Origin of the sequence: Azonexus sp. (assembly GCF_049652925.1) — a bacterium.
GTDB lineage: Bacteria > Pseudomonadota > Gammaproteobacteria > Burkholderiales > Rhodocyclaceae > Azonexus.
Window position 1 is genome coordinate 203,521 of sequence record NZ_JBASFI010000002.1, and the last position, 12,066, is coordinate 215,586.

The following is a 12,066-nucleotide window of genomic DNA, read 5'->3' on the forward strand; positions in this document are numbered from 1 at the left end:
GTTGCTGGCCACCGAACCGCTAGACCTTGAACGACCCCACCGACATCTTGAGCCGCTCGGCCAGTTGAGTCAGCCCGCGCGAAGCATCCAGGCTGATCGCCAGACTGGCAGAGGTCGCTTCGAGGCCGGTGGTGATTTCTTCCATGTTGCGTGCGATGTCGTTGCTGGCTGAAGCCTGTTCCTTCACCGACAGGCTGATCTCGTCGACGCCGAGACTCGCCGCCTCGACGCGGGCGATGGTCGTTTGCAGGGCGGCAAGCGTGTTGGCCATGTTTTCCTGGCTGTGCTGCAAGGTATTGACGCCGCGATCGACCGATTTGGCGACCGACTGCGAATTCTCGGCCAGTAGCTGTGTCAGGTTTTGAATATCTGCGCCTGAGCGGCCGGACTGTTCGGCCAGTTTGCGTACCTCGTCGGCGACCACGGCGAAGCCCCGGCCGGACTCGCCAGCCCGCGCCGCCTCGATGGCCGCATTGAGCGCCAGCAGATTGGTTTGTTCGGCAATCGCCTTGACCTGCTGGGTCAATGCCGAAATCGAGCCGGTGTTGCGCATGAATGCTTCGGTCGTCTTCCGGATGTCCTCAACGGCACCCTGAATTTCCTCGATGTTGGCGCTCAGCAGCTCCATGTTCCGCCAGCCGTCACGGCTCACCGCCAGACTCTCGTCGGACAGGTTGCGGACCTCGTCAGCCCGATCGGCGACCGAAGCAATGCTCGTCGCCAGCTCTTCGATGGTGCTTGAAATGGCGGCGACCGCATCGCTCTGGTAGCGGACCTTGTCGGAACCTGCTTCTGACTGCTGACGGACCGTACTGGCGCTCTCGGCGATCAGACCCGAATCCTGCCGGGCATCGTTCACCAGCCGCGACAGGCTCTCATTCATGTTGTGCAGGGCGTTCATCAGCGCCGCCGCCTCGTCGCGCCCGACAACTGCCATATGTCCGGTCAGATCGCCAGAGGCGACCCTTTGCGCTGCTTCGATGGCGATGGCCAGCGGGCCCAGGGTGCGTCGGCGCAGGGCAAAGGCGGTTGCCACCAGGATCAGGGAGCAGAGGGCCGAAACCGCGAAAACGGAAATCTTGATGAAGCTAGCCGCATCCGCCGTCAGCGGCGCGAAGGCGATTGAGTTTTCCATCATCGCATCCATGCCCGGGCGCAGTTGCTGCGCCAGTTCGACCGGCATCGGGCCGCTCCGGGTCGGGGAAGCCGAGACAATCGCCAGCATGCCATCGACGTCGGCAATGTCTTTTTGCGGAAGATCGATCAGCGGTCCAAAGCCCAGCAGGCGCAGGAGTTGCTGCTCAAAACCGAAGACCTCGTTGTCGGCCCGAACCGCCAGGTGGCGCGCCTCGCCCAGTTGCCTGGAGATCGTATCAATGTGCGTATCGCCAGCGTTTCTCGCCGCCTGCTCGACGCGGCTCAAGGCAGCGTCGATGCGCAGCGCAAGCTCCATATGGTTGCGTTCGAGAAAGTGAAAAGTCGCCGCTTTCCCCATCAGCCGGACGCCGTACATCGTCACCAATGCGACCACGATCGCCGTACCAATCGCCACGGAGAACCGCTGTTTCAGCGACCACCGCCCCTCGCCAAAAATACTTCCAGTGTTACCAACCAACATTGTCCCCTTTGATGATTCACCGAACTTGATGAAGTCCGCTCAGCGTTTTGAGGCAAGGTCAGGCAAGCCTTCTTGACACCCAAGCGCGAACCGTTCGCCCCGGAATCGGGGCACCGATTTTGTCTTTGATCACTCTCTTGTTTCGGCGGCGCCAGTCTGCATGCTGGTCATGGCGCTTGCCGTTCGGCGCGTTGCTTCGAGTACGCCCGTATACGCAAATGGGCCGCTTGCCAGCGCCCCAAATGCGCGTCCAAAGCTTAGATAAACCCTCCCCGTCTGCCTATTAGACTTTGGTTTAGACGGCGTTCAGAACTCGAGCCGTTGCTAGTTGCTGACGACCAGGCAATTTGAAATTTCGCTTTTTTTTCCGGTTGACCGTAGCAACGCTGCGGGGAGGGCGCTTTTGCCGCAGTGGATTTACTGCACCGATGACGAGGTGAAAAATATAATTTGTCAATTTTAATACTTTTGTCTTATTATTGGCTCCTCGTTTTGAGGTGCGCATTGATGCCAACCCGTATCCGTTACCTGCCAATTGAGGATGTCACTACCGGTATGGTGCTTGGTGCGCCACTGGTCATTGCCGAGCAGGGCGTGACGACGTTTACCCTCCCGGCCGGGCATGAGCTCACCGACTCCAACATGGCGCAAATCGCCCAGCGAAATGGGGAATGGGCGTGTATCGAGGAGGATGATCCACGTAGCGACGAGGAACGAGCCGTCGATCTGGCGACGACCCAGGCGCATCTGGATAATTTGTTTGCCCAGACGGATCGCAGCCAGCCCGCAAATGCGGCCCTCTACGCCGCTCTATTGCGTTACCGGAGTCTGTGATGCCCTTGCGCCTCTCAGAAGACGAGATCATCGCGGGGGCCAGCCTGTTGCCTGCATTTCCCAAGGTGGTCACCGATATTCTTGCCACGATCGATGACGACAACGCGACGGTCAGCGGCCTGATCGAACTGGTCGAGAGCGATCCTGTATTGACCGCCCGAGTCTTCTCCCTGGCCAACAGTGCAGCCAAGTCCGGTAACTGGCGCAAGGGGTTGCGCGACATGCATGTGGCAATCTCGATGATCGGTATGTCCCGCCTGCGGCAGATCGCCATCAGCGTCAGTCTCGCCGACTTTGGCCGTGAGACACGGGTGACTCGGGGTTTCTGGGACCACAGTGTGGCAGTCGGCGTTGCCGCGCAGGAACTGGCCAGGCTTCGCACGCTGCCCGATAGTTCGCTGGTTTCAGCCGATTACGCATTGGTTGCCGGCCTGCTGCACGACATCGGCTTTCTCTGGATGGCGCGCTTCTACCCGCTGGAATACCAGATGGCGCGTCAAGCCATGGCGCAGCCTGGTGGTGAGTCGAACATTGAAATCGAGCGGCGCTACTTTGGTACAGATCATTGCCAGGTCGGCCGAATTCTTGCAATGGGCTGGGGCCTGCCATCGTCGATCATCGAGGCGATTTCCAGTCATCACCGGCCGAATCCAGCCTTGGGCCGATTGGTGGCGATTACGCACGTTGCGGAAATTCTGGTGGGGGCACTGGGTATGGGAATGAACGGCCATACGCCGTTCGTGAATCTCTCCGAAGCGGCCCGCGTCGCAGCCGGGCTGGACTGGAAGGATGACCTGAATTCATTGTTCGGGCGGATCGAAGCGCGCTCAAATCATTTCGGGCGAATTTTCCTGTCGATGGCCTAGCGTCGCCGCCGATTACAGGTGCTTTCCAGGTATTCGATACGGAGCATAGGCCGACCAGCAAATTTCAATTTTGGCCGTTTTTTCCGGTTGACCGTGGCAAGCCCGAGCCGACAGGCCGGCAATAATTGCGGCCTCGGTAAGGGGAGGGGGCAGTCAACCGGCTATGCGCCAGCCCAGAAAATATTTGTCGGCAGGCGACAGAAGGGCTGCCTCTTGACCTTCAACCAAGGCTATTTCGCCGTTAGCGATTTCAAGTCGGCGATCACCTCGCTGACGTGCTTTCCTGCATCGACCTGCAGGTAGGCTTTGGCCACCCGGCCGTCCGGATCGATCAGGAACGTGTAGCGTTTGGCGAACTTGATCACACCCCAGTTTGAATAGGCACCAAAGCTCTGCGATACCTTGCCGCTCTCATCGGAAAGCAACGGGAAGGGCAGGCGTTGCTCCTCGGCGAAATCCCGGTGGGAATTGGCCGAATCGACGCTCACGCCGACCACCTGGGCATTCAAGGCTGTGAGTTCGGGCTGCTTGTCGCGAAAATTGATCGCTTCCGTCGTGCAACCCGGGGTCTTGTCCTTGGGATAAAAGTAGAGCACGACCCACTTTCCCTGCCATTCGGCGAGCGAACGCGACTTACCATCGCCATCTGGTAGAACAAAGGCGGGAGCAACCGAACCTGCTTGAGGGGGCGCCTCGGCATAGGCTGCCCCGGTCAGCAAAATGTTGGCCCAGATAAGCCAGTGCCAGTGTTTGTTCATCGTGTCGAAGCTCCGTTTGTCATAGCCGTGACCCTTTGCGATCGGGGAACCATACTTGGTGGACAGCATTTCCGGCCAATAGATCCAGGCGAATGCAGGAAGAGGGCGCGACGACAAATGCCAATTGGTCAGTGGTCTTTATTTCCCATCCGGTTCGGTCGTCACCGCCAACTCCCGTTCACGTCGGGCTTCTTCCTGTTTGCCTTGGCGCACCAACAGATCGATCAAGGCAGCTCGCAACATTTCATCGGAACCGGGTTTCCGCATGCCCTCGCGCAATAGCGTTTCAGCTTCGTCAAATCGATGGTTGTTCGCCATCCACTCGGCCAATTCAAGGCGTGCCGCGACAAACTCGGGGTCCTGGCGCAGGGCGCGCCGATAGTGGACCAATGCCTTCTCCGGCTTTTCCTGCTGCCGGTAGAGATTACCCAGATTGAGCTGGGCGGCCGGCATGTCGGCCATGGCTTGTTGTGCCGCCACAAACGCGGCCAAAGAACGCTTCTGGCTGGCTCTCCTCCGCTCGGGTATCGCGTCTTTCCCGAAGGGAACCAGGCAACGCGCCGCTGCCATGCGAACGGCCAGCACGGGGTCGTCCAGCAGGGATAGCAACAAGGGCTGGACGCGCGCGGTCGGCGCGGCACCCAGAGCCATTGCTGCGGAGCTGCGTACAGCCGGATCGGGGTCCTTGATAACTGCCGGGGGCACACTGGACGGCGCGAGTTGTCCCAGCATCTCGGTCGCGGTGGCCCTGACGATGGCGGGCTGATCTGGGTCCAAGGCCAGCCCGGCCAAGGGGCCGAGGCTGCGCACTTCTCCCCGGCGCGCGGCGGCGAGTATTTCACCGTAGTGCAGCGAATCGGTCCGCTTTCCCGTGCGCTTTGCAATTTCGCCCGATGCCCAAGCGGCATCTCGGTGCTTGTGGCAATTGTCGCAGGCATTAGGCGTTCCCAAGGTCGCTGAAAGGTCCGGGCGAGGAATACGGATCGCATGGTCACGGCGACCGTGGACGACCATGTAGTTTTGCGACGGCATATGGCAATCGACACATTGACTGCCCGGCTTCCCTGTGGAATGAAAATGATGTTGCGGGTCGTCGTAACGGCGTGCCTTCAGGCTGGGGAATGCCGGGTTCGGAGAAGGGCTGTGGCAGCGCACACAGAGCGCATTACCCTCGGCTATCAGTTTCCCGCTGTGCACCGAATGGCAATCCGAACACACCACGCCCTTCTCGTACATACGGCTCTGGCGGAAGGAGCCGTACTCGAATACTTCACCCATTTGCTGGCCGTCTGCGTGATATAAATCCTGGCGCAGGGAATCCGGTTGATAGTTGTCGAGGAATTCACTGCCCGGCTGTGTCTCCTCCAACAGTCGGGTTCGCCGGGAGTGACAAGCCGCACACTGGTCCACCTGTCCGGCCTTGAACGGCAAACCATAGCCCGTGTACTTGGTGGGTTTATTGTCCCGGATGGTACGAACATGTTTCTCTCCTGGACCGTGGCAGGCCTGGCATCCGACGTTCGGAGCCGTCCAGGTTGTCTGATAACAATCTGCATTCTCATCGTAGGCTTTGCGGTAACCCGTCGTGTGACATTCGGCACACATGAGATTCCAGTTTTGGTAGCGCCCAGTCCAGTGAAGCGATGTACCTGGTCTGGCTGGTTCTTCAACTTGCAAGTCAAACCAGCGATTCCGGATCGTATCCCAAGCAATCGTGAATGCCTGCAGCCTGCCGCCGGCTTGCTCAACCAGATATTGCTGCAGTGGATATACGCCTAGCGTATGTGAAATGGTGTATCGGGACTTTTGTCCATTGGAGCCGATTGTCTCCACGGTGAAATGTTCACCTTTTTTGTGAAAGATGGTGTCGCCGGCAACGCCCGTAAACAGGCGATCCTGGAAATCTCCGGCTACGGTGTTTGAATTAGCTGGCTGCATGGCACGGCTGTGCTTCGATGCCTGCCAGCTTTTACCCTGTTCGGCGTGGCAACCGGTACAGGATTTTTCGGCGACATAATCCGCCGACGTCCTCGCCTTGGGATAGCCCGCCGGACAAGAGACTGCAAATGCGCCATGGGCCTGAACCAAGAGCAGGACAATCAGGATCGATTGGAGCGACCGGCACAGCTTGGTGCCAAACTCCCGGCATTTCATGAGTCGGCAACCGGAATGTCCGATTCAAGGCAAGCCGCGGCAATCAACGCAGCGGTGTTTTGCAGATCGGCCAGATGCTCACGGACGATCTTGTTTTTCAATCGGTATTTCCGCGGCCACACGAGATTCATGCAGGCGATCACATTACCCTTGCAGCTGATCGGAACGGCGATGGCATCGAGTCCGTCGTCGAATTCGTCGATGTCGACATTGCGCCCGCCAAATTGGGCATCGCGCGAACCGTAGCCGCATCTTCTGGTCTGCGCGATGATGTCGCTCAATTCATGCTGGAGAACCTGTCGGCTGCGCGCGATCGGCGATGGATTGGCTTCGATCCGCAGCAAGACGGCGTCGCGCTCTTCCGGGGAGCAAAACGCCAGATAGGCCCTGCCCGGTGCTGAGAGAATCATGTCGACACGGGCCCCGATTTCGTACAGCGTAACGCCCAGGTTGCTCTGTCGGCGCGATGACTCGCCCAACTCCAGCTGACAATCGCGAACCACGAGAATGTCGGATGGCCAGAGCACCTTTTGGCGCAATTGGGAGAGAAAGGGCGCGGCGATTTCGGAAATTAACGTGGTCAATTCATCGGAACGTTTCCGCGAAGCCAGTGAGATGCTGCGCCGATATTGGCTATCGCTGATGGCCTTCCACGCGTAACCGGCTTTTTCAAGCGTATTCAGGATGCGAAGCAGCGAGCTTTTAGGCATGCCGGTTAGCCGGTGCAGGTCGGCAAGCGACTGCCCCCGGTACTCCTCGAGCGATCGCAATACCTCCAGGCCGCGTTCCAAAGACTCGATCGTTTTCATTGATTTCCTAGCGTATTTCCCATGGCAATCGGCATTGCCAAATCGTGATCATAGTGCACCACGGGAGGTATGGATTGCCCTGAAATCAGTAAGGCTTCCCACTCAAGGCGACCCGGAATCCAGCAGCGATGGCGGCTGAATTCCGGACCGACAAACGGCTTATTTCGAACGTGGTTCCTGGGCTGCCTCAATGGCCAGATCGTCGTAATACTTGGCGCCGTTACTGTAGCCGGGACGCTCTGCCAGGTTCGGAATCTCCAGCGTCCCGGTTTCGGCCACGTAGCTATTCCAGGCTTCCAGCATCTCCTTCAACTTGGCGGGGTTGCTCGCTGCCAGATTCATGCTTTCCGTACGGTCCTTGGCGACGTTATACAACTCCCAGTCGCCGGTTCCCCACTGTTTGTTGGCATAGACGATCTTCCAGTCTCCTTTGCGCAAAGCCTTGCGTCCGCCGAGTTCCCAACCGATGGCTTCAGACTTCTCGTGAACCGCGGGCTGATTGCCCTTGAGGAAAGCCACCATTGATTTGCCGCGCATGGGCAAGACTGGCTTGCCGTTGTATTCGGTGCCGGGATGCTTCGTCCCCGCCAGTTCGTAGACGGTCGGCGCAATATCCGTTACATGCGCCAGGCTCTGCTTGACCGTCCCTTTCTGCAGTCCTGGCCCCCAGACGATCGCCGGTACGGAAATGCCACCCTCGTACATGAGCGATTTGTAGAGCTTGAATGGCGTAGAGCCGACCTGCGCCCAACCGGGACCGTACTCGGCAAACGAACCTTGTTTGCCGATATGGTTGGTGCTGTTATCCATGTCGTTGTGAATCCACTCGCGGGTATTCGCGACGTCGTATACGGAATTGCCATCGGCGCCGTTGTCGGACAGGAAGAAGACGTAGGTATTGTCTAGCTGCTTGGTTTCCTTCAGGTAATCCATGACCCGTCCGATTTGACGATCCATGTTATCGACCATTGCCGCGTAAACCGCCATGCGTTTCGCTTCCGATTCCTTTTGCGCCGTTGTCAGGGTGTCCCACTTGGGCCAACTCGGATGACCTTCATAAACCTTCGTATCCTTGGGCAGCAGGCCCAACTTCTTCATCCGATCAAGGCGTTCCTTGCGTAATTTGTCGTAGCCTTCCTTGTAACGTCCCTCGTACTTGGCGATATCCACGTCGGGCGCATGCAACGGCCAGTGCGGCGCGGTAAAGGCGAGATAGCCGAAGAAGGGCTTCCCGCTGTCTTCGCCACTTTTCAGGTAATCAATCAGCTTGCTGGCAAAGAATTCCGAGGAGTAGAAGCCCTTGGGGATATCGACCGCTTTGCCGTTCTCCCGATAAACGGCGCGAATTGGCTTCTTCGGATCGATGGCGATGATGCCTCCCTGGTCGTCCCAATGGCTTGATCCACCCATGGTCAGGACATACGATTGATCGAACCCGCGATTGGCCGGGCTGAATTGTTCGGGAACGCCGAGGTGCCACTTTCCCGCCATGGCGGTTCGATAGCCGGCATCCTTGAGGACTTGCGCCATCGGCACGACGCGATCGTTGAGATAGCCCTCATAACCCGGCTTTCCTTTCTGCTCGGCGGTCATCAGTTCCGCCATGTCGCCGAAGCCGGCCAGGTGATTGTCGGTACCCGAGAGCAGCATGGCTCGGGTCGGTGAACAGAACGGCGAGGCGTAAAACTGGGTCATCTTGACGCCCGTTTTGGCCAGCTTGTCGATGTTCGGCGTGGCAATTTCACTGCCGAAACTACCCAGGTCGGTATAGCCCAGGTCGTCAGCCAGGATGAGCAGAATGTTCGGTTGTTTGGCCGCCTCGGCCGGGGCATTCCAGGCAGCCGAGCCGACGAATACGGCGCCGGTCAGAAAGGCCGAGAACAACTTGTTGCGGATGGGGTTTGCGCGTTTGGGGTTCATGATCGTTTTCCTTTGCACGTTACCGCCAGACAGGCCCACGGGGGCAGAGCCGGGGTAAAAATGGAATTTTTCTGCCTCGTCAGCGAGGCAGGTTGTCGAGATGCCTGCTGTCAGAATCGGTGGAGCATTCCGAAAGCAAATCGGTTGTAGTCGGAGGTGGCGGGACCAGCCGAGTCGAATCTGGCGAAGGCACCGTACAGTGCTGAGCGCTTGGACAGATTGTGTTGATACATCAAGGTGTAGGCCTTGGCGTCGGGCAGGGACTCCATGTTGGCCTTGGCGTATTCGCCGACAATCTTTCCGGTCGAAACGGGGACGACCACCGAAATGACGTTCTTCTTGTCTTTGTAATTTCGCATCGCCGTCGGCGCAAAATTGTCCATGGTCTGGTGGATCGCCATGACCTTCACGACCCCGAAATCGTAGCCGGCACGGAGTCCGATTTCCGTCAGCGCATGGCCCTGAATACTGCGGCCATATCCCGCGGAGATGCCATCGACGGTGGGCGCGCTTGTCGTGCCGACGATATATCCGGGGCCGAGCGTTCCCGTCTCGCCCAGAGTCCAATCGGATGCTCTCGACCAGGCAAACCCCGCAGTGAACGGACCATTTTTGTAACTGATGGCGGCCTGATTGATCGCCGAATCGGAATTGCCGGTGATTGACGCTCTTTCCGTCAGTCGGCCATGCGCCAGACCGACCGTTATTCCGGCATAGGCGGGAGATGTATAGCCAATGGCATTGTTTAAACGTCCCGTGGCGCTGAAAAATCCGCCGTTCATGCCGACCAGGTGGTGGGCGCCAAGGGCTGGCGATCCGACCAGTTCCGTCGCCGGGCCCAGGCCGCCCAGCCATTGGAAAACCGCTGCCTGGAGGCGGCCGGCAACCAGCGTACCGAATCCGCCGGTCAAGCCGACATATTGCTGGCGGGCGACCACCCGGGTTGGATTGTCCGAGCCGATGCCGGTGTTGCTATCCAGATCGACCCGATACTCCAGAGCAAAAATGGCCTTCAAATCGTTGCCGAGATCCTCCGAACCGCGAAAGCCGATGTGCGAGCCATCGAGCACCGTGGAGTCGATGGCATTTTGGGTTTTCTTGTTGCCCCCGTAATTGGTGTTGACGTAGGCCACATCGGCCAGTCCATAGATTTGGACATTCGATTGAGCCAGCGCCTGACCGATCGGCACGGTCGCCACGGCCAGGGCGAATAATTTTTTTCGCATTAAAAACTCCTCCATTGGATTCGACGTTCAGCACTGTCTTGTTGCTGCGGGCTGATTGATTTCCTGCTGTGCAGGTAGTGCAATACTAGTCAGCGAAATGCGTTGCACAATGTTTAACCAATGGCTGTGCCGCCTGGTGAAACGAATGAAAAATTCTCCGTAACGGATTGCGATTGGTTGAAAATCGTGGTATTGGAGTCTTCTGTTTCAATACCTTTTAGGTATCGACGTGTTTCGCTTTAGGTATTCGATTTGGAGACTTGATAGGCCTAAGGTTGCTCGATTCCCAACCGATTGCCGCCATCCATGCGGGCCGGCACATGGGTCAATGCAGGGGCGACCCTTGAGAGGAACTATCAACCCGGCCCGTGAATACGGACTATTCGAGGAATCGCGATTTGCAAACCTTGCTCTCGGCCTGTGTCTTCATGATGATGTTTTGCATAGGCCTGGATTTCTCGTGTGCCCAGTGGCTTCGCTTGATGCGCTCGCCCCGACCGATTTTCGTCGGACTATTGATTCAAAACGTCGGCGTCCCGCTCGTGGCCTTCGGGATCGCGCGGTTTCTGAAGGATTCGCCGGAAGTCGCCTTGGCGATCATCCTGATTGCTGCCAGCCCGGGCGGGCCGGTGGCCAACGCCATCGTCCATTACGCCAAGGCCCGGATCGATCTTTCAATATCCCTGACGGTGATCAACGGTCTACTTTGCGTCTTTACCGCACCGCTGATTGCGGATTTGGGCTTTATTCTGATTTCGGGAAAAGACAGCGGTTTGGCGCTTCCTTTTGCCGACACGGTGAATCACTTGTTATTCATCATCCTTATTCCGATTGTGATCGGCATCACCCTTAACCAGTTTGCGCCGCGCGCCGTTCAGCGGATACGTCAGGCCACGCACCACAGCACCTTGTTTTTGCTGGTCGGAACGATTCTGATCATTCTGGTTGTGAATAGGGATGCCGTCTATGCCGGTTATCAGGATGCGATTCCCGCCCTGGTCGTGTTTTCGATAGCCATGGTTTTTCTCGGTGTGTATGCGTCGAGACTATCGAATCTGGCAGACGATTTCGGATTTGCCATTGCCAACGAGGTCAGCATCCACAACGTGCCGCTGGCTTTGCTGATGGCCAATTCGATTCTCAATAAACCCGAATTGTCCGGCGCCATCATTCTTTACGTGCCCGTTATCTTTTCGACCACCCTGTTGAATGCCTATTTATACAAAAATCACCGGGGGTATTCGAAAGTCGAATCCTGACGTGCGTGGCTTGTCTCGCCGTTTATTTTCGGCGGATTTGAATTTTGGCCGTTTTTTCCGGTTGACCGTGGCAAGCGCTGATGACCGCGTTTTTACAGCGAGCGCACGGCGTGCATCATGCCCGGGTCGTCGGCGTCGCGGCGGACGTCGAAGCCGAGCTGGCGGGCGAACTTGATCATCTTGTCGTTGGACGAAAGGATGAAGGCTTCCATCTTTTTCATGCCGCGCGTCCGGGCGGCGTCGATCAGCGTCAGCATCAGGATGCCGGCGACGCCGCTGCCGTGCCACGCGTCGTCGATGGCGATGGCGAACTCGCAATCCTCGCCATTCGGGTTGGCGACGTAGCGCGCCACGCCGATCTCGACGTCCTGCCCGTCGCGCTGGATGATGGCGACTAGCGCCAGATGGCGGACGTAGTCGATTTCAGTCAGGTACTTGAGCTTGCCGGGTGGCAGTTCCTTGAGCGTCGACATGAAGCGCTTGTAGCGCGAGTCGGCGGAAAGATGCTGGACGAAATCCTGTTCCATCGGCTTGTCATCGGCGCGGATGGGGCGGATGGTGACCGGGCTGCCATCGAACAGAAAACGGTTGCGGACGAGTTCGGCTGGATAGTCGGCCACGG

General features: G+C 58.0%; 10 protein-coding genes. 3 read left to right on the forward strand and 7 right to left on the reverse strand.

What is annotated here, in order from left to right; translation table 11 throughout:
• Positions 1 to 19: 19 nt before the first annotated feature.
• On the reverse strand, positions 20 to 1,618 hold the full coding sequence (locus WBK19_RS01140; RefSeq protein ID WP_511286158.1) for a methyl-accepting chemotaxis protein: 1,599 nt from the start codon (positions 1,616 to 1,618) through the stop codon (positions 20 to 22).
• Between the two features lie 507 nt (positions 1,619 to 2,125).
• Between WBK19_RS01140 and WBK19_RS01145 the strand changes: the two genes are divergently transcribed.
• Complete coding sequence (locus WBK19_RS01145) at positions 2,126 to 2,452, forward strand: hypothetical protein (RefSeq protein WP_511286160.1); 327 nt, start codon at positions 2,126 to 2,128, stop codon at positions 2,450 to 2,452.
• Positions 2,452 to 3,318: an HDOD domain-containing protein gene (locus tag WBK19_RS01150; protein WP_511286162.1), complete on the forward strand. Its 867-nt coding sequence runs from the start codon at positions 2,452 to 2,454 to the stop codon at positions 3,316 to 3,318. Before WBK19_RS01145 ends, WBK19_RS01150 begins: the two co-directional genes overlap by 1 nt.
• Before the next feature lie 230 nt (positions 3,319 to 3,548).
• Here WBK19_RS01150 and WBK19_RS01155 read toward each other — a convergent pair whose 3' ends face one another.
• The 5 genes from WBK19_RS01155 to WBK19_RS01175 form a co-directional block, all read right to left on the reverse strand.
• Entirely contained in the window at positions 3,549 to 4,145 is a 597-nt protein-coding gene (locus WBK19_RS01155; RefSeq protein WP_511286164.1) for a peroxiredoxin, read from the reverse strand.
• A 69-nt stretch (positions 4,146 to 4,214) separates the two neighbouring features.
• A complete protein-coding gene (locus WBK19_RS01160) occupies positions 4,215 to 6,230 on the reverse strand; it encodes a HEAT repeat domain-containing protein (RefSeq protein ID WP_511286166.1) in 2,016 nt (671 codons plus the stop codon).
• The gene (locus tag WBK19_RS01165; protein ID WP_511286168.1) at positions 6,227 to 7,039 is read right to left on the reverse strand and encodes a helix-turn-helix domain-containing protein; all 813 of its coding nucleotides are present in this window, start codon (positions 7,037 to 7,039) and stop codon (positions 6,227 to 6,229) included. Before WBK19_RS01165 ends, WBK19_RS01160 begins: the two co-directional genes overlap by 4 nt.
• A gap of 159 nt (positions 7,040 to 7,198) precedes the next feature.
• Complete coding sequence (locus WBK19_RS01170) at positions 7,199 to 8,959, reverse strand: arylsulfatase (protein WP_511286170.1); 1,761 nt, start codon at positions 8,957 to 8,959, stop codon at positions 7,199 to 7,201.
• 110 nt (positions 8,960 to 9,069) lie between these two features.
• A complete protein-coding gene (locus WBK19_RS01175; protein WP_511286172.1) occupies positions 9,070 to 10,185 on the reverse strand; it encodes a porin in 1,116 nt (371 codons plus the stop codon).
• A gap of 398 nt (positions 10,186 to 10,583) precedes the next feature.
• Between WBK19_RS01175 and WBK19_RS01180 the strand changes: the two genes are divergently transcribed.
• On the forward strand, positions 10,584 to 11,444 hold the full coding sequence (locus tag WBK19_RS01180; RefSeq protein WP_511286174.1) for a bile acid:sodium symporter family protein: 861 nt from the start codon (positions 10,584 to 10,586) through the stop codon (positions 11,442 to 11,444).
• Positions 11,445 to 11,536: 92 nt separating this feature from the next.
• Here WBK19_RS01180 and WBK19_RS01185 read toward each other — a convergent pair whose 3' ends face one another.
• Entirely contained in the window at positions 11,537 to 12,064 is a 528-nt protein-coding gene (locus WBK19_RS01185; protein ID WP_511286176.1) for a GNAT family N-acetyltransferase, read from the reverse strand.
• Positions 12,065 to 12,066 lie beyond the last annotated feature (2 nt).

Coding starts and splice junctions, on each gene's coding strand:
- WBK19_RS01140 (WP_511286158.1), bottom strand. CDS start 1,618: ATGTTGGTTGGTAACACTGGAAGTATTTTTGGCGAGGGGCGGTGGTCG.
- WBK19_RS01145 (WP_511286160.1), top strand. CDS start 2,126: ATGCCAACCCGTATCCGTTACCTGCCAATTGAGGATGTCACTACCGGT.
- WBK19_RS01150 (WP_511286162.1), top strand. CDS start 2,452: ATGCCCTTGCGCCTCTCAGAAGACGAGATCATCGCGGGGGCCAGCCTG.
- WBK19_RS01155 (WP_511286164.1), bottom strand. CDS start 4,145: ATGCTGTCCACCAAGTATGGTTCCCCGATCGCAAAGGGTCACGGCTAT.
- WBK19_RS01160 (WP_511286166.1), bottom strand. CDS start 6,230: ATGAAATGCCGGGAGTTTGGCACCAAGCTGTGCCGGTCGCTCCAATCG.
- WBK19_RS01165 (WP_511286168.1), bottom strand. CDS start 7,039: ATGAAAACGATCGAGTCTTTGGAACGCGGCCTGGAGGTATTGCGATCG.
- WBK19_RS01170 (WP_511286170.1), bottom strand. CDS start 8,959: ATGAACCCCAAACGCGCAAACCCCATCCGCAACAAGTTGTTCTCGGCC.
- WBK19_RS01175 (WP_511286172.1), bottom strand. CDS start 10,185: ATGCGAAAAAAATTATTCGCCCTGGCCGTGGCGACCGTGCCGATCGGT.